General features: G+C 38.3%; 23 protein-coding genes and 1 riboswitch. All 23 genes read right to left on the bottom strand.

What is annotated here, in order from left to right:
• Nucleotides 1-73 precede the first annotated feature (73 nt).
• Nucleotides 74-160, bottom strand: a riboswitch (cyclic di-GMP riboswitch).
• A gap of 78 nt (nucleotides 161-238) precedes the next feature.
• The 23 genes from CHY_RS04540 to CHY_RS04430 all read right to left on the bottom strand — a co-directional run bounded on the left by CHY_RS04540 (nucleotide 239) and on the right by CHY_RS04430 (nucleotide 19,796).
• Nucleotides 239-580: a hypothetical protein gene (locus tag CHY_RS04540; RefSeq protein ID WP_011343911.1), complete on the bottom strand. Its 342-nt coding sequence runs from the start codon at nucleotides 578-580 to the stop codon at nucleotides 239-241.
• 26 nt (nucleotides 581-606) lie between these two features.
• Complete coding sequence (locus tag CHY_RS04535; RefSeq protein WP_011343910.1) at nucleotides 607-933, bottom strand: hypothetical protein; 327 nt, start codon at nucleotides 931-933, stop codon at nucleotides 607-609.
• Nucleotides 934-942: 9 nt separating this feature from the next.
• A complete protein-coding gene (gene fliS, locus CHY_RS04530; protein WP_011343909.1) occupies nucleotides 943-1,320 on the bottom strand; it encodes a flagellar export chaperone FliS in 378 nt (125 codons plus the stop codon).
• 16 nt (nucleotides 1,321-1,336) lie between these two features.
• Nucleotides 1,337-2,767: a flagellar filament capping protein FliD gene (gene fliD, locus CHY_RS04525; RefSeq protein WP_011343908.1), complete on the bottom strand. Its 1,431-nt coding sequence runs from the start codon at nucleotides 2,765-2,767 to the stop codon at nucleotides 1,337-1,339.
• Nucleotides 2,768-2,779: 12 nt separating this feature from the next.
• Nucleotides 2,780-3,160: a flagellar protein FlaG gene (locus CHY_RS04520; RefSeq protein ID WP_011343907.1), complete on the bottom strand. Its 381-nt coding sequence runs from the start codon at nucleotides 3,158-3,160 to the stop codon at nucleotides 2,780-2,782.
• Nucleotides 3,161-3,178: 18 nt separating this feature from the next.
• Nucleotides 3,179-4,057 carry a tetratricopeptide repeat protein gene (locus tag CHY_RS04515; RefSeq protein WP_011343906.1) on the bottom strand — a complete coding sequence of 293 codons (879 nt, stop codon included), beginning with the start codon at nucleotides 4,055-4,057 and terminating at the stop codon, nucleotides 3,179-3,181.
• 24 nt (nucleotides 4,058-4,081) lie between these two features.
• Entirely contained in the window at nucleotides 4,082-5,176 is a 1,095-nt protein-coding gene (locus tag CHY_RS04510; protein WP_011343905.1) for a glycosyltransferase, read from the bottom strand.
• Nucleotides 5,177-5,251: 75 nt separating this feature from the next.
• Nucleotides 5,252-6,079 (bottom strand): flagellin, encoded by an 828-nt coding sequence (locus CHY_RS04505; RefSeq protein ID WP_011343904.1) that lies wholly within the window; start codon nucleotides 6,077-6,079, stop codon nucleotides 5,252-5,254.
• 124 nt (nucleotides 6,080-6,203) lie between these two features.
• The gene (locus CHY_RS12990) at nucleotides 6,204-8,705 is read right to left on the bottom strand and encodes a glycosyltransferase (RefSeq protein WP_011343903.1); all 2,502 of its coding nucleotides are present in this window, start codon (nucleotides 8,703-8,705) and stop codon (nucleotides 6,204-6,206) included.
• Between the two features lie 70 nt (nucleotides 8,706-8,775).
• Nucleotides 8,776-9,705, bottom strand: a complete 930-nt coding sequence (gene rfbB, locus CHY_RS04495) for a dTDP-glucose 4,6-dehydratase (RefSeq protein WP_011343902.1) — start codon at nucleotides 9,703-9,705, stop codon at nucleotides 8,776-8,778.
• A 39-nt stretch (nucleotides 9,706-9,744) separates the two neighbouring features.
• Nucleotides 9,745-10,596 carry a dTDP-4-dehydrorhamnose reductase gene (gene rfbD, locus CHY_RS04490; RefSeq protein ID WP_011343901.1) on the bottom strand — a complete coding sequence of 284 codons (852 nt, stop codon included), beginning with the start codon at nucleotides 10,594-10,596 and terminating at the stop codon, nucleotides 9,745-9,747.
• 38 nt (nucleotides 10,597-10,634) lie between these two features.
• Nucleotides 10,635-11,111, bottom strand: coding sequence for a dTDP-4-dehydrorhamnose 3,5-epimerase family protein (locus CHY_RS04485; RefSeq protein ID WP_011343900.1), 477 nt, complete (start codon nucleotides 11,109-11,111; stop codon nucleotides 10,635-10,637).
• On the bottom strand, nucleotides 11,111-12,175 hold the full coding sequence (locus CHY_RS04480) for a glucose-1-phosphate thymidylyltransferase (protein WP_011343899.1): 1,065 nt from the start codon (nucleotides 12,173-12,175) through the stop codon (nucleotides 11,111-11,113). The genes CHY_RS04485 and CHY_RS04480 overlap by 1 nt, the downstream gene beginning before the upstream one ends.
• Before the next feature lie 12 nt (nucleotides 12,176-12,187).
• Nucleotides 12,188-12,406 carry a carbon storage regulator CsrA gene (gene csrA, locus CHY_RS04475; protein WP_011343898.1) on the bottom strand — a complete coding sequence of 73 codons (219 nt, stop codon included), beginning with the start codon at nucleotides 12,404-12,406 and terminating at the stop codon, nucleotides 12,188-12,190.
• Nucleotides 12,390-12,845, bottom strand: coding sequence for a flagellar assembly protein FliW (gene fliW, locus CHY_RS04470; RefSeq protein ID WP_041537655.1), 456 nt, complete (start codon nucleotides 12,843-12,845; stop codon nucleotides 12,390-12,392). The genes csrA and fliW overlap by 17 nt, the downstream gene beginning before the upstream one ends.
• A gap of 22 nt (nucleotides 12,846-12,867) precedes the next feature.
• The gene (locus tag CHY_RS04465; protein ID WP_011343896.1) at nucleotides 12,868-13,167 is read right to left on the bottom strand and encodes a DUF6470 family protein; all 300 of its coding nucleotides are present in this window, start codon (nucleotides 13,165-13,167) and stop codon (nucleotides 12,868-12,870) included.
• A 21-nt stretch (nucleotides 13,168-13,188) separates the two neighbouring features.
• Nucleotides 13,189-14,052, bottom strand: a complete 864-nt coding sequence (flgL, locus tag CHY_RS04460; RefSeq protein WP_011343895.1) for a flagellar hook-associated protein FlgL — start codon at nucleotides 14,050-14,052, stop codon at nucleotides 13,189-13,191.
• 14 nt (nucleotides 14,053-14,066) lie between these two features.
• The gene (gene flgK / locus CHY_RS04455; RefSeq protein WP_011343894.1) at nucleotides 14,067-15,488 is read right to left on the bottom strand and encodes a flagellar hook-associated protein FlgK; all 1,422 of its coding nucleotides are present in this window, start codon (nucleotides 15,486-15,488) and stop codon (nucleotides 14,067-14,069) included.
• 11 nt (nucleotides 15,489-15,499) lie between these two features.
• A complete protein-coding gene (gene flgN, locus CHY_RS04450; RefSeq protein WP_011343893.1) occupies nucleotides 15,500-15,874 on the bottom strand; it encodes a flagellar export chaperone FlgN in 375 nt (124 codons plus the stop codon).
• Nucleotides 15,875-16,144, bottom strand: a complete 270-nt coding sequence (flgM, locus tag CHY_RS04445) for a flagellar biosynthesis anti-sigma factor FlgM (protein WP_011343892.1) — start codon at nucleotides 16,142-16,144, stop codon at nucleotides 15,875-15,877.
• Nucleotides 16,145-16,202: 58 nt separating this feature from the next.
• A complete protein-coding gene (locus CHY_RS04440; RefSeq protein WP_011343891.1) occupies nucleotides 16,203-17,225 on the bottom strand; it encodes a protein-glutamate methylesterase/protein-glutamine glutaminase in 1,023 nt (340 codons plus the stop codon).
• Nucleotides 17,212-19,308 carry a chemotaxis protein CheA gene (locus CHY_RS04435; RefSeq protein ID WP_011343890.1) on the bottom strand — a complete coding sequence of 699 codons (2,097 nt, stop codon included), beginning with the start codon at nucleotides 19,306-19,308 and terminating at the stop codon, nucleotides 17,212-17,214. The genes CHY_RS04440 and CHY_RS04435 overlap by 14 nt, the downstream gene beginning before the upstream one ends.
• 17 nt (nucleotides 19,309-19,325) lie before the next feature.
• The gene (locus tag CHY_RS04430) at nucleotides 19,326-19,796 is read right to left on the bottom strand and encodes a chemotaxis protein CheW (RefSeq protein WP_011343889.1); all 471 of its coding nucleotides are present in this window, start codon (nucleotides 19,794-19,796) and stop codon (nucleotides 19,326-19,328) included.
• Nucleotides 19,797-19,798 lie beyond the last annotated feature (2 nt).

Here is a 19,798-nt window from a genome sequence, read left to right as displayed (position 1 = left end):
AAAAATTCAGCAAGATATCTTTGCTTTCAGAAAAAATAAAAACCTCCTGCCCAAGGAGGCTTTAATTCCTACCCCCGGCAGCTGGCTGGCATAGCGGTTACCCGCCTTAGCCCCTTTAGCTTTGCGTCGCCGGCTTTCGCCGGTTTTGCCAAACTTTTCGAGGAAATCTTTCACAAAAATTAACTTATAAAAAATAACGAAAATTGTCAATATAAAACGAAAACAAAAAAAAGAGGGCCTACACCCTCTCGTCCAGCAAAAGTCCTATGGTTTTGGTAAGGTCGGTAAACGCCGTTTTTAAATGCTCTAAGCTAACTCGTTTTAATACCCGGTTTTTCACCTTATCAATGACATACCCCATTTCTTCCTGCTCATCATAAACAAATTCCAGTGCCGGGTTTAAAAAGTTAATCACCCGGTGAAACACATCCGCCGCCAGCTTCGGGATAAACTCCTTTTCCCCGTCATACTCCGGCTCATACCGCACTTCATCGGCAGTCTTTTTTATCTCCGGTACTTTCGGCTTTACCTGCTCCCGGTATTTTTGTAAAAGCAATGGGTCTATATTGGGTATGATCACCCTTTTATCCCCCCTTTGTGGGGAAATTAACGTTTTTTATCTAAGAAAATACCTTCCACTTGAAAGCCATTTGCTAAATAGGAATTAATCATCTTTTTTTCTCTTTTCACTTTTTCAATTTCTGTTAAAATTTTTTTCTTTTCTTCTTCTAAAAGCTTTATCGTTTTTTCGTACTCAGGTAATAACTCCTGAATTTCCTCAATTGTAATCTCTTCTTCTCCCGAATAATATTTTTTAAATTTTTCACTTATTTTCTGGAATTCATCAGTTATTACCAATTCATCTTTTGAAGACGCAATTTTTTCCTGAAGCCTTTTAAGCTCATTAAGAATTTCCTTAGAAGTTTTCACCATTATCATCCTTTAAATTGTAGCTTTCTCTTTAGCAGCAGCTGCTTGAACCCAGGTTTCTCTCAGTTCTTCCAAATGTTTTTGCACTTCTTCGATACTTTGGCGGTCTTTCTTGACATTTCCATGAATTAGCCGGTACATAAAGTAATCATAAAGCTGGTAAAGGTTTTTGGATATTTCGTAATCCATATCCAAAGTAACCATTAATTCGGAAATTATGTCCTGCGTGCGGCTTATATAATAGCTAAAGTCATCGTATTTTTTCTCATCCAAGGCTTTAAGCCCTTGTTTTAAAAATTTAATCGCACCGTCATAAAGCATGATTAACAATTTTTCTGGTGGAGCGGTAGCGATATTTTGCGTTTGGTATTGAGCATAGGGATTATTCATGGCTCTTTCACCTCAGCTATTTCTTGTTAGCTCCTGTTAAGCTACTTACCTGGGCCGCCAACCAATTGCTCTGGGCCTGCAAACCGGACATCACTTTTTCAAGCTGCGTAAATTTATTCCACAGTTCTTCTTCTTTGCGCGTTAAATAATCGTTAAAGCGATCAATTTGCTCTTGAAGATATTTCAATTGGTCAGCAAGTGACTTATCTTTAGTTACCAAAATGGCATCAGTATGAACTCCATTTGCAGTAGCATAAACCGCCAGGCTTTCAACGTATGGTTTTAAATTATCGATTATTCCATTATTGGCAGTATTTGTGAAAATTTTTCCTACCGCTTGGGCATTTTGCTTGATAAGCTCCGTAAGCTTATTTTCATCCAGAGATAAGGTAGCTTCCTTTCCGGAAGTAGATATGCCTATAGCCATTAAACTATTTAAAGTAACCGTCTTGCCATTGTAAGTTGCCGTATCGGTAAGACCGGAAACGGCACTTCCCACAATTTGTCTTAATTGAAACATAATTTGCTGGGCCGTAGCATCTCCCTGCAAAACTCCTTTTGTTTTGGTATTGGGGTCATAAGCAGTTTTTGTTGCTAAATCGTTCATTAAATCATTATACTGGTTTACAAAAGTTTTTATTTTCTCAATGATGGAAGCAGTATCGTTATCAACAGTAACACTAACAGTCCCGATTTTTTTTACATTAAGGGTTACGCCGTATATGGCGTCACTAATTGTATTCGAACTGCGAATCACCGTTAAGCCGTTAATAATCAATTTAGCATCGACACCTGACTGAACAACATTAACCGCATTACCATTGGCATCAGCAATTCCCAATGCTTGTAAGGCATCACCGCTTACTGCCGTAAAAGATATCGAGTTAGCTGACCCGGTAACATTGGCTGTTAATAAAAGTCTATTATCAACAATTGAAGCAGTAACGCCGGCCTTGGCATTATTTATTTTATCTCGAATACTTACCAAGCTATCGGTAGAATCAATAGAGATAACAATATCATTACCCTGGCTGTCTTTTTGCACTACCCCGCCAATTGCTATTTTAAAGGAAGTTGGATTCAAGTTTAAGGTTGCTGTAATAGAAGTTTGTTGGTTTGAGCCAATAACGTAGCTGGTAGCTACACTTTGCACTTCTATGGTATAGCTTCCTTTAACAGCAGTTGATTGAGCAGATGCTGTAAGGATAGTTGTATCTGAAGAAGTAGCGGTAAGGGAAGTGTAGAGAGACGCTGACTGCAGCGACTGCAGAGTTGAGTATAACGTGCTTAGCTTTGTTTTTATTTCACTCCAGGCTTTTCGTACTGCTTCTAAATTCGCTTTTCGCTGCTCTAATCTTTCCAGAGGTTTTCTTTCAATCTGCATTAATTGCTCTACAATTTTATTAGTATCAAGCCCGGAAGCCAAACCACCAATTTGAATGGGCATTGCCCTCACCTCTTAAATTTTAGTATCGACCAGTATTCCCAAAAGTTTCTTGATCTCCGCCACTATTTCTAAAACCTGATGGGGCGGAATTTCCCTGATTACTTCTTTGGTCTCGGCATTAATTACCTTTACCATCAGCTCCTGTGAGGCCTGATGGATTTCAAATTTTAATTCCGTAGGAGTAAAGGAGTTTACAATTTTTGTCAATCTTTGTAATTCTTTTTCTAAAAATTTTACATCACTGCTCTCTGATAAACCTACATCATCCCGACTTTGTAATCCATTCTTACCTACTAATTCCTGTTTTTTATCCGCACTTACTATAATTCCTATCGATTGAAAATTAACCCCATTATTCACTCCTAAATTTACCGGAGGAACTAAGCCAGCCATACTCCATTCCCCTTTTAATTATAATGAACTATAAACTTGCAACGCAGATTTTAAAATCTCAACATCGGGATAGTACGTCGAAGCTTCTTGCAAAACTTCTTTTGTAGATTTTAAATCGTTTTTTTCTTGTAATAAACCAATTAGATATAAATAATAACTTAACTGCTTTTCCCTACTTATTGCTTCTTTGATAAATGTTTCAGCTTCCTCGATTAAACCACGCATATGGGCTATTTTCCCTAAGAGATAAAAAGCTTCCGCATCTGCAACACCTTTTTCAACCGAAGCCAACAATTCTTCCACAGCACTGTCATAATACCTTGTAGCAAAGTACAGCTTGCCAAGTTTTAAATTTTTCCCTTCAATCCATTCGATTTTTTGAAATAAATTATAAATTTTTTCAAATGCTTCAAATAACTCTAAATCTAAAAACTTTGCCATTAAAAAAGTAAGTTGCTCTTCATACTTTTCATAGTCGTTTTTCAAAATTTTTATTACCTCACTGTTAAATGCCGCAAGCAACAACTTACCTATTATTTGCCACTTTATTTCCTCTGCTCGAGTAAGTTTTTTCATATTCCAAACTATTTCTTCAGTTTTAGATTTAAGACTTAAATTTAATAATATTTGTAGAAAAGTTTTAATCATTAAATGGTTTTCATTTAAATTTTGACCCTCAAGTTTTTCTATGACTTCTTTGGCTTCTTCATATTTTTTCAGATGAAGATACAATTCAGCTTCTTTTATTAATTTGTTCGTTTGGTCTGACAAATAACTATTTACTACCTTTAAAGCTCTTTCATAATCGCCTTTTAAAAACAGAAAATCAACGTATTTTTCGATTATAAAAGAATAGTCCTTATATTTTCGAAGTAATTTATCTTCCTTTTCTTCCAATTCACGGTAACTCCCCCGTTCATATTACAACTTCAAAATAGGGATTACAGCTAAAATATAATTTTGTGCCAAAGACATTTCATAAAAAACTAAAGCTTTATTATAATTGCCTAAAGCTTCTTCGCAACTACCAATTCCATAACTTGCTAAATAAGAACCAGTACCATCATAATGAAATATTGAAGTTTCTAAGCTTTCACCAATTTCGAGACATTTCATAAAAGTTTCAATAGCTTTCTTATAGCTTCTTTGACTATAATAAACAACTCCTTTAAAATACACTAAATCAACATACCAAGGATATAACTGTTCGGCATCTTCAATAACCTTTAAAGCCTCTTGAAATTTTTTTAAATTTATTAATGAATTAACAATATGCCAAATTAAAGCATACTTAAAGCCTGGTTCTTTTTTACGTATCAATAAAAAAGACTTTTGGAAATTTTGTAAAGCTTTTTCGTATTCTTGTTTTCTATAATACTCTACACCAAGATTGTAATAATTGAATGCTTTAATTTCAACATTAATATTTTCAACAGAGTTATTGGCTATTTTTTTAAGAATTGATATATTCCGCTCACTTTTCTTTTTAGTAGAAACAGTTTCTGGAATATAACCGTAGTGTTTTATAATAATGGTACTATCTCTAATTTCAACATTTTTTTTGAAACGTAGTTGCTCGTGAATAGGATTAATAAAGTATGGTTCAGCTCGCATAGGAAATAAAAGCATTCTTTTGGCTGTAACTGTTCTTTGTTTTGTAAAATCCAGGAAATTAATTACATTGACTAAATAAGCAACATTTTCATTTTTATTAACTAGCTCCAACACTTTATCCTTGCTACTAACATCTAATTCTTCATCAGCATCTAAAAGTAAAACCCAATCACCTGTTGCTTTTTCCAACGAAAAGTTCCTTGCTGCACTGAAATCATCAACCCACGGAAAATCAAAAATTTTCGCCCCAAAATCATTAGCTATAGCTTTAGTATTATCTGTAGATCCCGTATCGACAACAACAATTTCATCAGCAATATCTTGCACACTCTCAAGGCAATTTCTAATATATCTTTCCTCGTCTTTTACAATCATGCAAACCGATAGTTTTTTTTCTCCCATTTTTTCACCACTTTAAGCAAATTTTAAAGAGGCCAGCCCTTAAAATGGCTGGCCCAAAAGATAAAATGTATTTGTTTATCGGAGAAGCTGTAAAACCGCTTGCGGCGCCTGGTTAGCTTGAGCTAAGATAGCAACACCAGCTTGTTGTAAGATTTGGTTCTTAGTAAAGTTCATCATTTCTGCAGCCATATCAACGTCTCTAATCCGGGACTCAGAAGCACTAAGGTTTTCAGATGCTATACCTAAGTTAGCAATGGTATGTTCTAAGCGGTTTTGTATTGAACCGAGGTTAGCTCTATAGGTAGATACCTTTTGTAATGCAGAATCTACTTTACTAATAAACGCACTTGCAGATGCATTATCATTAATAGCTAAGTCAGCTGAACTCAAGCCTAAAGAAGCTGTACCGGCATTATCAATGGTAAACGCAATAACTTGACCTGCATTTGCTCCAACTTGTAAAGTTACTACTAAACCAGTAGATACAGCCAACAAATTCTTGGTGTTAAATTCTGTGGCCCCAGCAATTCTATCAATTTCGTTAAATAATTGATTAAGCTCAGTCGTAATCGCTGAAATGTCTTGATTGTTTAAAGTACCGTTTGCCGCTTGAACTCCCAGCTCTCGCATCCGTTGCAAGATATTTTGAATTTCGCTCAAGCCACCTTCAGCAGTTTGAATTAAAGAAATACCGTCTTGAGCATTTCTAATCGCTTGGTTTAAGCCACGAATCTGCGCTCTTAACTTTTCCGAAATAGCCAATCCAGCAGCATCATCTCCAGCACGGTTAATCCGTAAACCGGATGAAAGCTTTTCCATCGATTTTTGTAAAGCATTTGAAGTGCTATTAAGCGCTCTCCACGCATTTAATGCTTCAATATTGTTGTTGATTCTAAGACTCATATTTTTTCCTCCTCCTTGATTTTTTCTTTGGCATCCCTGCCAGTTATTTTAAGTCAGGTGGCCACCTACCCTTTCTATTTTTTATTTCGGAAGCAAAAGCAAATTTTTTAGCGTTTTATAAATTTTAATCTATATCAACCTTATCTTTGTCAAAAACTTCTGCCCATTTTTTAGTTCTTTCATCGATAACAATACACGCCTTCGCCAGTTTAATTAAACTTATTAGATCATAAAAATAACTTTTACTATAATGCAGTAATACGTCTGGACAATCTTCAGGAGTAAACCCAGCCATTGTAATAGCTTTTATTAATTTTTCCTCCACTTCTTCATGATTTTGATTGTCATCTACTAAAATCACTAAAATTTCATTTTCATTTATTTTTTTAATTAATTTAGATATTAATGTTTCATCTAAATTATTGTCATTTTTTCCTAATGCCAAGAATAAAACCTCTCTATTTTCTGGTATTCCAAAATCCTCCCTATCCTTCACTAACTTTATAAATAAAAAGTTTTCAATTATACTTAAATAATTGGTTTTAACTATTTCATTAAACACTTCCCATTTCTTTAAATATTTTTCTCTATTTTTTTTCATAATTTCATCATAATTAATTTTTTCCGAAATAAATGTTTTACTCCCATAATGATGAATAAACACATCATCAGCAATTTTAAGTTTAAAACCGGCTAGATAGGCTCTTCTACATAAATCATCATCCTCAAAGTTTCCGATTTCAAATAAAGGATCAAAACCACCAATTTTCTCAATCACTTCTCTTTTAGCAAGAAGGCAAAAACCTACAAGTTTTTTTGTCTCTGTAACTTCACGGTAATTAACCGCTTCCCATTTGTTGGCAAATTCCAATAATTCATTCATATTTTTGTAATTTACTTTATTAACAATTTGTTCTCCCGAAACATAGTTTGTTCGCGGCCCAATTAATCCGGTTTTTTCATCCATATTCAAATCTATAATTAACTTTTCTAGCCAATCAGGTGTAACAATTGTATCATTGTTCAAAAAAACCACATATTTACCCACAGAATGTAATAAACCAAAATTATTACCAAGCCCATAACCCACATTTTCGGGAAGAAAATAAACTTTAACATCATCTCGCCTTTCCTGTAAATTTTTTAAATATTCAAGTAACTGAGTTTCCGTTGAACCATTATCCACAATAATTAATTCAAAAGGCAAATTCGTAAATTTCAATACCGATTCAATGCATTGTTTCGATATTTCATAGTTATTAAGTGTTAAGATAATTATTGAAGTTAATTTTGAGAACCGTAAATATTCTCTTGGTTTTACCTTATATATATACTGATAAGTATCAATATCAGCAGCAAAGCTTCTTACATCTAATGCAAACGCTCCTAGTAATTTTATTAAAATTTCTTTCTGATTTGCTTCAAGTGGCACAACATTTTTACTAATTTTAATAACTTCTAAATTAAGATTTTTCATCATATTATGAATAATATATTTCGTAAAAATACGTAAGTGAGTTTTATCCATTATTCCAGCTTCCTCATATGATAAATCGCCAAATAAAATTTTCATAATTACAGACCAATGACGAAAATTTGGAACACTAATAATAAATTCCCCATTGTGAGCCAATTTACTTTTTAATTTCTTAATAATAACTTCTGGCACATTTAAATGTTCGATAACATCAGCAAGAATAATTGTATCGAAAAAACGGTCAGGTAGCTCATTTATCTTTTCATAAATGTCTCCCACTAATACCTTATCAAGGTACTGCTCTGCTTCTTGGGCAATATCTCGATTAATTTCTACACCATAGACAATAGTTCCAGGCCTCTCAGTTTTTAGCTTCTTCCCTAATAAACCAGCAGCACAACCTACATCTAAAACTCTACTGGCTTTAGACTCAATAAGAGAAATAATTTCTTGTCGTTCATTGTAAAAGTAATCATAAACAGATGAATATTTATTCAAGGGGTATTCATTTAAAAATATTTTTCTATATTTTTCATAATCATCTTTTATCTCTATAAAACCACAATTATGAATACACCACGGCTCATTTTGTTTTGGAATAACTATTTTGAATCCTCTTTTCATAAATTCCATACATTGCGACAAGTCATAAAAGTGCCAGCCAGTAAATATATCTTCTCTCCAGGGAATATCATATTGCGTTATCATAATCAGTCCATCAATTACCTTTACTTCTTCAAAATCTCCTTCAACCTCATTAAATGCCAATAATTCAATCTCACCAGTTCGATTTTCATAAACTTTTCCATATTTTTTATTTGAATGCCACCATACAGCATTTATCGGTAAAGTTTTCGCTCCAACTACCCCAATCATACCTATTGTTTTATCTTTATCAAATATTTTTAATATATCATTTATAAAGTTTTTATTTATGATAAATGTATCTTGGTGCAAATATACTTTATATTTTGCATCACTACTTAGCATCCCTTCATTATAACCTGATGTTAGACTTTTCGCATTTTTTATTATTTTTATTTCGATTTCATATCCCTCGGGAACCCTTAAATTATTTATATATTTTAAACACTCTTCATATAGTTTATTATTATTTACACATGTTATAAAACATATTTTTTTATTCAACTTAACTACACTCCTTATTTAACAAAGCCTCTATTACATGAAACTATAGCTCTATATTCATAATTTACAGCTAAAAATGCTTCTTATACCAGTCTATTACAAATCTTATTCCCTCATTAAAATTAACTTTATGTTTCCAAGCATAATTCATTTTTATCTTTTTTGAATTTAGAGAATACCTAAAATCATGTCCTGGCCTATCTTCAACAAAAGTAATTAAGGACTCGGGTTTTCCAAGAATTCTCAGTATTTCTTTTACCACCTCAATATTTCCTTTTTCTTCTCCACTTCCGATGTTGTAGGCTTCTCCAGGTTTGCCTTTCTGAAGTAAGAGATAAACCGCTTCTATACAGTCATCTACATAAAGCCATTCTCGGACGTTTAATCCTTGCCCGTATACGGGAATTGGTTCATTGTTTAAGGCTTTTTTGATTACTACAGGGATTAGCTTTTCTGGATACTGCCATGGCCCATAATTGTTGCACGGTCTTGCTACGATTACCGGAAGTCCATAAGTCCGGTGATAGGCCCGAGCTAACATGTCGGCTGCTGCCTTCGATACGGAGTAAGGAGAATTAGGTCGTAAGGGTGATTCTTCGGTAAATTGTCCTTCTTTTCCTAATTCCCCGTATACTTCATCGGTAGAGATATGGACAAATTTTTCAATGCCGTATTTTCTACTGGCATCAAGCATTACCTGGGTGCCTTTAACGTTGGTTTCTATAAAAGGTGTTGGGTCCTGGATGCTGCGGTCTACATGGGATTCAGCTGCAAAGTGGACTACCGCTTCTGGTTTCTCTTTGTCAAAGATTTCTTCTATGGCAGTTTTATCTGCTACATCTGCCTTATAGAACTTTATCCGGTCTCTTACTTCTTCTATCCTTCTCAAATCTCCGGCATAGGTAAGCTTGTCCACTATTATTAACTCGTGGTCATAAGCATACTTTCTTACAAAGGCACTGCCAATAAAGCCTGCTCCTCCGGTTACTAGGATCTTCATTTTTGACTCCTTTCAAGTTTATTTAGTTTTTTATTTTTTTTATATCTTTTTTAGTTCTTTTAGATATTTTTCCGTAGATTCCTGCCAGGTTTCGGGAAGATAACCTAACAGGTTTTTTAAGGGAAGGTTACTTAGTTTTGAATATCTAGGTCTCTTGGCTTTGGTAGGAAAATCATGACTTGCTGCCGGTATTAGTTCTCCCTGCCAGTTTAGGTAATCTAAAATGAATTTTGCCCAGTCGTACCTTGATGCTTGGCCTTCCCCTGACAGTTGATATAAACCATACTGTTCGGTTTTAATTAGGTCTAAGGTTATTTTTACGATTTCTTCAGTATAGGTGGGACTACTAACCTGGTCTGCTACTATTTTTAATTTTTCATTTTTGCTGGCCCAGTTTAGAAGCTTATAAATAAAGTTTTGTTCGCCATCGCCAAAGACCCAGCTAACCCGAATTACATACGTTTTAGGATTATGAGTCAGGATTTCTTTTTCTCCCAAAAGTTTGGTTCGCCCGTAGTGGTTAATTGGCTTTGGCTGATCGGATATAAGGTATGGCTCTTCTTTTTCGCCATTAAAAACATAATCGGTGCTGTAATGGATCACGGTGGTTTGGTATTGGGCAGCTAAATTCCCTATGTATCTTAATGCTATTCCATTTACCAAAAGTGCTTTTTCTTTTTCTTCTTCGGCTTTATCTACTTCGTTATAGGCGGCACAGTTTATTAAGTACTGAGGACGAAAGTTTAAAAAGAGCTCTTTTAGCAGGTGTAAATCAGTGATATCTAATTCTTTCCGGGTAAGGGGTAAGCATTCTATACCTAAGGATTGTAGCTTCTTGGTAAAGGCTTTTCCTAATTGTCCTCCGGCTCCGGCTATCACTATTTTTTTCATGCTCTTCTTTCCTTTAATTTGATTTATTCTGTTTATTTTTAATCAATTATGAATGGAGAGTTCTCTTTATTTTCCCAGCGCACCTCATCGACTTGCTCTTTTCTTCCCCAGCCGGCATAAAGCTTATTGGGAGAATTAAAAACTAAGCCGGGTTTGGTACTTACGTTTTTATACGCATGAACTACTCCCGGCGGTACGATGATTACTGCCGGGTTATCTTCGCCAGCATAAATTATCTGCCGGTTGCCATATGTTGAACTGTCTCTTCGGTTGTCCCAAAGATAGATTTTAAAGTTGCCGGGGCCTATAAAAGCAAAGTAGTCGGTTTGTTCTTTGTGTTCGTGGGGACCTCGAACTATGCCCGGTAATGTCTGTGAAATATAGCTCATAACCGGCATTATTGTTTCTTCTATTTCATCCTGCCGAAAGAGTTCACAGAGCCAACCGCGTTCGTCTATGTGTTTTTTTAAAGGTCTTATTATTACCCCTTCAATTTCTCCTTTTTGGAATTCCACTATAACCGTACCTCCGCATCGTCACCAATCATTAGCTTTACGGCTTTGTTTACTGAACCGTCTTTTATTACCCTTGTTTTTCTTCCGATTAAGCTTTCATCAAGTCTTTCTACACCAATGATTTCCGAGTGGTCAAGGATTACCGAAAATTCTATGGCTGAATTTTCAACTAAACAGTTGTTACCTATACTGGTATAGGAACCGATAAAGGAGTTTTTAACTTTGGTGTTTTTCCCAATTACTGCTGGGCCGCGGATAATGGAGTTTTCTATTTCTGCTCCTCCTTCAATTACTACTCTTCCGTTTATTTTTGTTTGCTCATCAATTTTTCCTCTTATATCCCTTTGTATTAAGTCATCTAATACTACCCGGTTTGCTTCCAATAAATCGTCTTTTTTCCCGGTATCAAGCCACCAGCCGGTAATCTTATGCGCTTTAACCATGCCTCCCTGGTTTATTAATTCCTGAATAGCATCAGTTATTTCCAACTCTCCACGCCAAGAAGGCTTAATTCTGTCAATCGCAGAAAAGATTTTTGGTGAAAAAATATAAATACCAACCAAAGCTAAATTTGATGGTGGCTCTTTGGGCTTTTCAATTAGTCTTTGAACTTTAAAATTTTCATCAACCACTGCCACCCCAAAGCGGGTTGGATCCTGAACTTCTTTTAACAAGATCGTCGCATCATAGCGGTTTTCTTTGTATTCTTCCACAAATTCCTTAATTCCGGAGTTTATTAAGTTGTCTCCTAAGTACATGATAAAATCATCATCTTCAAGATAGTCTTTGGCTACTTTTACCGCATGGGCAAGACCTAAAGGTTTTTCCTGAAGAATAAAAGTAAATTTTGCAGGAAAACCAGCATTGGTAATGCTTTTCTTGATCTCTTCTCCCGTTTCGGGAGCAATAATTACTCCAATATCAGTTATACCGGCATTAATTATGTCTTCAATTACAAAATGTAATATGGGTTTATTGGCCACAGGTACTAATTGCTTTGCTATACTGTAGGTTAACGGGCGAAGGCGCGTGCCTTGACCACCGGAGAGAATTAGGGCTTTCATAAAAATTCCCCTCTACATGTCAAAATTAATTTTTTCAATACTTTCCCCCACCGCTTCTTTATTCTCCTTCTCAATCTCCCGCCAGATTTCTTCCCGGTAAATGGAATAATGCTGCGGAGCGGATATCCCAAGCTTGACCTGTCCCCGTCCGCTGTCAACCGCCAGCACGGTAATTTCTATTTCACCGTTAATAATAATTTTTTGGTTCACCTTTCTATTTAGTACCAGCATCGGCTTTCTCCTTTACCTTGCTTAAAGGAATTGGGTAGCGAACGGGGTAATCCGCATCAAGAATAATCTGGCGGGCTATTTTTTCTTGTAAATTAAAGACAACCGGCGCTTTTAAATTTATAATCATTTCTTTAGCTTCAGGCGGTATGCGAACTATATTTAAACTTAAAACTGGTGTCTCCTCAGATAAATGCAAAAGACCTTGTTGTTCGCAACTCAACTCAACATGATAGTCAGCAAGTAGCCGTGACGGCTCAATTAAGATAAAGTAAATTTCCGGTTCGTCTATGGCTATTAAAAAGAAAAAAGGACTATTATCCCGGTGCCGTATAAGTAAAAACTTCTTTAGATGACTGAACCCAGGAAGTCCTTCGGGAAAAGAAAATATTTGCGATTCATCAGCTTCAATTTCCCCAAAAGCTGGAGAAAAAAGACGCAAAATAAACACCACCTTAAAATATTTAAAGATAAATATCAAGAAAAGCAGAGTTGCTTTTTATAAAGTTAATTTCAGGCCTTACCGTAGGAAGCATGCGGACAGTAAGCTCGACCTCTTGTAATGGCGGTACAACGATATTTTCAATAGTATTTCCTCTTTCAAATGCTGCTAATAAGTTCCCCTCATCAACCCTTCTGGCGATTCCCTCAAGGGCCGCATCCATCCCTTTCTTAGCTTGAGCTCGCGAAAACTCTACCGGCGTTAAATACCCAATATCAGCCCAACAACGAGTCGTATCAATTAACACCCGTACATTATTCATAATTTCTCAACCCACACTAATTTACCGTAAAAAATCTACTAATGTCGGTGGTAAAATCCTTGCCCCCACGGCTAATGCCGACCGATAAACGTTCTCCTGATTTTTTAAATCAATAATTGTAGCGGCTATGTCTGCATCTTCAGTTTTGGATAAAAGTTCTTTTTCCGTTTCTAACTGGGCTAAAAGGCGGTTTTGCATTAATTCCAACCGGTTTGTCCGGGCTCCCACATCGGCACGAACAGCCAAAACAGTATTTAAGTTGTTATCCAGAGAACCTAAGTCCGATGATACAGCAGCTACATCACCAGCAGTCAAATGATTAATAATTTGGTCTAATGTTTGCATAACATTGGTGAAAAGCGGTAAACCAACAGTATTTACCTGAACTTTAATATTACTTCCTATCTCAAAGTATATTCCGCTACTATTTCCCTGCCAATTACTGCCATCCCAGGGTTGTTTTTCTACTTCCGTGCCCCCAAAAATATACTTACCGGCAAACTGGGTGTTGGCAATAACGCCTACTTGCTCTTTAATTTGTTTAATCTCTTCAGCTATGGAGTTTAAGGATTCCTGAGGTAAAGCACCATTGGCTCCATACACGGTTAACTCTTTAACCCGCTGCAGGAGATTGGTAAGTTCATTAAGAGCGGCATCAGTAGTATTTAGCCAGTTTAACCCATCTTCGATGTTTCTCTGATACTGCTCTCCCTGAGTAATATCACTGCGGTATTTCATCGCCCGCAGCAGCTTCACCGGGTCATCGGACGGTTTGGTTAATGCTTTACCGTTAGACAGCATCTGCTGGCTTTTTTCCATATCGGCCAGGGTGCGGTGTAAGTTGTAAAGGAAGTTATCTTTGAGCATTCCCGGAGTTACGCGCATTTAACTACCCTCCTTTACCGGCCCACTATGCCCATGCGGTTTATGACAATATCCATCATTTCATCGATAGCGGTGACGATGCGGGCAGCAGCGCTGTAAGCATTTTGGTACAAAATCATATTGGCCATTTCTTCGTCTATAGATACCCCGCCCGACTCCATCCGCTTGTTGTTCAAGTTTTTCGTTAAAAGCTGTTCGTTCTGGTACATGCGCTCGGCTTCCTGGGCATCAACCCCCAGGCGGGAAATGATGGTGCGGTAAAAATCATTAAAAGTTGCCGTTGGGGTAGTCGAACCCGGAAGGGTCATCGTAAGCTTGTCCTTTAACTGGGCGATAGCTAAAGCAATTTCGCCATCACCGGGACTGGGAGTTTTGGCCGCAGCAATGTTGTTTAAATTGGCACTTACTTCAGGAGAAAGGGCAATGGTTTTAGCATCGGTTCCGTCAAAAAAGTTGTATCCCGGATTGGTCATGGGTGAACCCAATACATAACCCTGCGTATGAAGATTATTGGTTTCTATAATCAACGTCTGGGCCAGGGAATCGAGGTAATCTTTCATCGCCTGGACATCGACATCCCGGGCCGCAAGGTTGGCAGCCAACTCCCCTTTTTGGGATGTGATGGTTACCGGCGTATCATCACTCCAAAAAACTTCAAAAAAGCCACTGGCGTTTTTCTCTACCTTAAGCGAATCCACCGTTAAACCATCAACTAATTTTTTCCCACCGATGTCAATGGAAATAGTCCCATCCTGATTATCAATTAATGTGAAGTCAATAAGCTTGGCCAGCTTGTTTAAAAGTTCATCCCGCTGGTCCATGAGGTCGTTGGCGTTAAATTTGACGATATTTGTTTTAAAAATCTGGTCATTTATATCCCGAATCTGCCGGGCAATGGAATTTATTTCTTCAACATTAGCCTGAACCGCAAAATCAAAATCATTTTGCAGGCTGTCTAACTGTCCCCGCAGGTGGTTAAAAGTTTCGACCAGAGCCTTGGCCGTTTGCTGCACCACCGCCCGGGTTGCGAGGTTTTCCGGGTTTTTAGAAAGCTCCTGCCAGGCATTCCAGAAGCGGTCCATAAGCTGATTTAAACCGGTATCGGAAGGTTCGTTGATGATTAGCTGAATTTTATCTAAAACATCAAACCGGGTTTCCCAGTAGCCTAAATTCATTAATTCCTTGCGGTACTCAATGTCCATAAAAGTATCCCGAACCCGTTCAATTGACGCCACCACTACCCCGGTACCTACCTGGCCCGGCTGCATCGGGGCAAAAAGGGATGGCACCGGAAAGGGGGTATTGGGAGCAAAATTTACCCGCTGCCGGGTATAACCTGGCGTATTGGCATTGGCAATGTTGTGGGAAGTAATATCTAAAGCTAACTGCTGGGCCCGAAGGGAACTTAAAGCCGTTTCCAAACTTATATTAAACATTTAAATCCCCCTTAAACCTGCCGGTCCAGGATTGAAGTATTGCCCTCCGGCAGTAAATTTTTTTGCAAAAATTGATTGAATGCAAGTTCCTGCCGTAAAAGAAGCGTCAGGGTTTCATTTTTTTCCCGTACTTTTCGGACATATTCCTTTAGTTTGGCTATTATTTCATCCTCTTCTTTGCTTAAATCCTGACCGTACGTTGTTGCATATCGTTCTTTTTCTACTTCCGCCACTTCCGCCGCTATTCCCGCCATTTTCTGTAAGTTCCTGCTAAAGTCTTCAATCTTTTGGTCGATTATGTTTTGAATCTGTTCTTCAATGATAACTAAAAGTTCGGCTAAAAGCCGAACTTCTTTCCTAAAAAGCTCTTTAATCCCTTCGTCCATTTAAAATTCGCCCCATTCTTTTAACTTGGCAGCCAATTTTTCTAAGTCAATTTGGTACTCCCCGGATAAAATCCTTCCTTTTATTTTACTTACCAGTTCCTCCCGCACTTCGGGAATTTCCGCAAGTTTTTTCCTGAGTTTAAGGATTTCCTGCCCGCTTTCGGTTAAAACAACCTCATCGGTTTTGCTTTTCTCGTTCCGTGCCGCCGAAGGAACCGCTTTAGTGTAAAGCTCCACTACATTCTTAAAATCTACCCCGTTTATCCTCATACTATCCCCTCGTATCATTTTGGTGCTATCTAATACTTCGGAAAAAAATTTAATTTCTTTAGATATTGGCCGCAATTTCTTCAGCAATTGCCGATAGGGGCAAAACCCGAGAAACTCCCCCTATATCAATTGCCGCTTTGGGCATACCGTAAACTACCGAAGTTTCTTCGTCCTGGGCAATGGTATACCCTCCCCGTTCTTTGATAGCTTTCATCCCGAGCGCCCCATCCTTTCCCATGCCAGTTAGCAAAACTCCTATGGTTTTGCTGCCCGTCACTTCTGCTGCCGAAAGCATCGCCTCATCAACGGAGGGGTAGAAATGAGCCGGCAAGTATTCCACCGGCTCAATTATTTTAGCTGTTAAACTGCCTCCTTGTTTATCAATTTTAAAAGTATAGCCGGCAGGGGCCACATAGACCGTTCCCGGGAGCAACTGCTCGTCTTTTTCCGCTTCCTTTACCTTTAACCGGGAAACTCTGGCCAGCTGGTCCGCCAGCGGCTTGCTAAACCCGCGGGTAATATGCTGGATAATTACAATGGGCACCGGAAAGGTTTGCGGAAGTTTGGGAATGATTTCTCGTAAGGCCGGCGGTCCACCGGTAGAAGCACCTATCACCACCAATTGCCGGCCGTTTTTACCGAGAATAACATTTTTGGGGTTAAGCGTCCCTCCGGTAAAAGGTTTCGGACGTTTTTTAGCTAAGACAGCTATTTTTATCTTTTCTTTTAACTCAGAAACAACCTTATTCCAATCCCCATCTTTTGGTACAAAATCTACCGCACCATTTTCCAGGGCCTCAATAGTTGCCTTAGCTCCGTGGGTTGTTAAAGAAGAAAGCATGATTACCGGTACCGGATAAACTTTGTTTAACTCTTTTAAGGTACTAAGACCATCCAGTACCGGCATTTCTAAATCCAGCGTAACTACATCGGGCTTAACTAATGGGATTTTCTTTAAAGCTTCCTGACCATTTTCCGCTTCCCCAACTATCTGGATTTCGGGCCATAAAGCCAGACTTGTCTTCAGCCGGAGACGGATTAAGGCCGAATCATCCACAATAAAAAGTTTATACCGCGACATTTAATTCACCTATTTCATTCTCCTGCAAAATCCCGCGGGCATCAATGATAAGACCGATCCGGCCATCGCCAAGGATTGTAGCTCCCGATAGACCCTTGACCTGACCGAGGTATTCACCCAGGGATTTAATCACAATTTCCTGTTCACCCAAAAGGTTATCGACAATCACGCCCAGCCGGTGATTGCCGGTACCTAAGATTACCACAAAATACCATTGTTTTTGCTCCTGATCTTCGGGCAGATTAAAGAGCTTGGACAGGGAAATTAGCGGTAGCACCTTGCCCCGTAATAACATCACATCATAATCCGAAACCTTGCGGAGCTCTTCTTGACCGACAATTAAGGTTTCCTGCACAAAATTTAAGGGAAACGCATAGATTTGCCCTTGATGCTCTACTAAAAGAGCCCGGATAATTGCCAATGTCAGGGGCAGGCGAATGGTAAACGTTGTCCCTTTCCCTACCTGGCTTTCCACCTGGACTTCACCGTTTATCTGCTCGATCTGGGATTTCACTATATCCATACCAACGCCCCGGCCGGAAATATCATTGACCTTCTGGGCTGTCGAAAGCCCCGAACGGAAGATTAGTTTAATGGCCTCTTTATCCGAAAGCATTTCCGCTTCCCGCTCGGATATCAGGCCTTTTTCCACCGCCTTTTTCCGAACCGCATCAGGATCAATCCCCCGCCCGTCATCTTCAACGGTAATAACAATATTATTTTCTAAATAAGCAGCAGCCAGACGCAGCCGTCCTGCTCTGGGTTTTCCCAGCTTTTCCCGTTCTTCGGGAGGCTCAATTCCATGGTCCAAAGCATTTCTAATTAAATGAATTAACGGGTCCCCGATTACTTCGATGACGTTTCGGTCCAGCTCCGTTTCCTTACCTTCTATAATAAACTCAACTTCTTTATTAAGCTTCTGGGCTAAATCCCGCACCATCCGTGGAAAGCGGTTAAAAACCTGAGCAATGGGCAGCATGCGGGCTTTCATAATTACATCCTGCAAATCGGTAGTAATTTGTCCGACATGGGACGATATTTCCGCTAAGGTCTCTACTAATTCATTATTTTCCCGGCTGAGAGTATAAAGTTTATCAATGACACTTAAAAGGCGAGTCCGGTCAATGACCAGTTCTCCCACCAGGTTCATTAATGTGTCCAGCTTTTGAACATCCACCCGAACGGTTTGCGTTACCTTTTTCTCCTCCGCTGGAGCTACAGCGGAAGTTTTAGTTTTTACCTCTGCCGCCGGCTTTTCCACCGTTGCTGTTTTTTCCGAAACTATATCTTGTACGTCAGTTTTTTCTACCTTTTGCTCCTCGTTTCTTGCTTCTATGTTATCTTCTAACTGTTTTGCGCTAATTTCTACCCGTTCTACTTCCGGGATAGTTAATAAGATGTTTTGCAGCCGGTCTTCGTCTTCATTTGTTGCCAAATAAACAATAAAATCGTTGAAATCTTCTGTTTTTACTAAAATTTCCTCGGCAGGAACGGTTTTGATCACAGTCCCAAGCTCCTTTAATTGCTGCAATACGATAAATGCCCTAACCGATTTCATTACCGCAGCAGGATCAAGATAAACCTTGATTTCAGATAGCTGATACCCTTTTAACTCAAATTCCCTAATTTTTTCTATTTCGTCCCCGGAAAATTCTGCCGTCTCTCCCTTAGGAGCTTGAGTTTCGGAAGATTTAGCTCCCGTACCCGCCACCGCTTCTTTAAGTTTGGCTATAATCTCGGTGGTGTCATAATTTTCCGCATTTTCGGCCACGATTTCATCCCTCAAAATTTTTAAGGCATCTAAAGCCTCAAAAAGAACGTTTATGAGGGAAGAAGTGGGCTTTAATTCGTTATTCCGCATCTTATCAAAGATATTTTCAATTTCATGGGTAAGGGAAGACATCTTGGTAAAACCCATTACCGCCGAGGAACCTTTAATGGTATGGGCAGCCCGGAAAATCTCCTGTAAAACTTTGGGATCATCTTCCCCCGACTGTTCCAGTAAGAGTAAATTATCGGTTAATACCTGAATTTTTTCTTCCAATTCATCCAAAAAAACCGCCATTTCCACATCGGAAAACACCTTAGCTCACCTCAAATTTACATATTTGCCAAAGCTTCTTTTTCTTCACCTTTTAAAACCCGGTTTAAGTCCAGTAAGATAATCATCCGCTCGTCTTTAATGGCAATCCCCTGAATAAAAGACGAATCGATATCATTAATCATGGAAGGGGTTGATTCGATTTCCACATCGTTTAAACGAAATACTTCCATCACCGAGTCCACAATCATCCCCACCGTTATTCCATCAACATCCACTACAATAATCCGGGTAGCTTTATCTCTTTCCGCTTCCGGCATCCCCAGGCGTTTCCTTAAATCAATAACCGGGATAATTTTTCCCCTCAGGTTAATTACTCCTTCGACAAAGTAAGGGGTATTGGGAATTTTGGTGATATCGGTCATACGAATGATTTCGTAGACCTGAGCAATGTCAACGCCGTACTGCTGCTGGTTTAAGGTAAAAATGACAATTTGCGCCTCACTTTTATTCGTTAAATTTTCAGCCATCT

The sequence above is a fragment of the Carboxydothermus hydrogenoformans Z-2901 genome (genome assembly GCF_000012865.1).
Classification (GTDB): domain Bacteria; phylum Bacillota; class Z-2901; order Carboxydothermales; family Carboxydothermaceae; genus Carboxydothermus; species Carboxydothermus hydrogenoformans.
Note: the sequence above shows the minus strand (reverse complement) of the source record. Positions and strands in the feature narration are given on the sequence as shown.

Excerpts from the sequence above, each read along its gene's own strand:
- fliD (WP_011343908.1), bottom strand. The coding sequence starts at position 2,767 with ATGCCCATTCAAATTGGTGGTTTGGCTTCCGGGCTTGATACTAATAAA.
- CHY_RS04520 (WP_011343907.1), bottom strand. The coding sequence starts at position 3,160 with ATGGCTGGCTTAGTTCCTCCGGTAAATTTAGGAGTGAATAATGGGGTT.
- CHY_RS04440 (WP_011343891.1), bottom strand. The coding sequence starts at position 17,225 with ATGTCGCGGTATAAACTTTTTATTGTGGATGATTCGGCCTTAATCCGT.
- CHY_RS04430 (WP_011343889.1), bottom strand. The coding sequence starts at position 19,796 with ATGGCTGAAAATTTAACGAATAAAAGTGAGGCGCAAATTGTCATTTTT.
- CHY_RS04510 (WP_011343905.1), bottom strand. The coding sequence starts at position 5,176 with ATGGGAGAAAAAAAACTATCGGTTTGCATGATTGTAAAAGACGAGGAA.
- rfbB (WP_011343902.1), bottom strand. The coding sequence starts at position 9,705 with ATGAAGATCCTAGTAACCGGAGGAGCAGGCTTTATTGGCAGTGCCTTT.
- CHY_RS04535 (WP_011343910.1), bottom strand. The coding sequence starts at position 933 with ATGGTGAAAACTTCTAAGGAAATTCTTAATGAGCTTAAAAGGCTTCAG.
- fliS (WP_011343909.1), bottom strand. The coding sequence starts at position 1,320 with ATGAATAATCCCTATGCTCAATACCAAACGCAAAATATCGCTACCGCT.
- CHY_RS04465 (WP_011343896.1), bottom strand. The coding sequence starts at position 13,167 with ATGAATAATGTACGGGTGTTAATTGATACGACTCGTTGTTGGGCTGAT.
- csrA (WP_011343898.1), bottom strand. The coding sequence starts at position 12,406 with ATGCTGGTACTAAATAGAAAGGTGAACCAAAAAATTATTATTAACGGT.
- flgM (WP_011343892.1), bottom strand. The coding sequence starts at position 16,144 with ATGAGGATAAACGGGGTAGATTTTAAGAATGTAGTGGAGCTTTACACT.
- CHY_RS04480 (WP_011343899.1), bottom strand. The coding sequence starts at position 12,175 with ATGAAAGCCCTAATTCTCTCCGGTGGTCAAGGCACGCGCCTTCGCCCG.
- flgL (WP_011343895.1), bottom strand. The coding sequence starts at position 14,052 with ATGCGCGTAACTCCGGGAATGCTCAAAGATAACTTCCTTTACAACTTA.
- flgN (WP_011343893.1), bottom strand. The coding sequence starts at position 15,874 with ATGGACGAAGGGATTAAAGAGCTTTTTAGGAAAGAAGTTCGGCTTTTA.
- rfbD (WP_011343901.1), bottom strand. The coding sequence starts at position 10,596 with ATGAAAAAAATAGTGATAGCCGGAGCCGGAGGACAATTAGGAAAAGCC.
- flgK (WP_011343894.1), bottom strand. The coding sequence starts at position 15,488 with ATGTTTAATATAAGTTTGGAAACGGCTTTAAGTTCCCTTCGGGCCCAG.
- CHY_RS04505 (WP_011343904.1), bottom strand. The coding sequence starts at position 6,079 with ATGAGTCTTAGAATCAACAACAATATTGAAGCATTAAATGCGTGGAGA.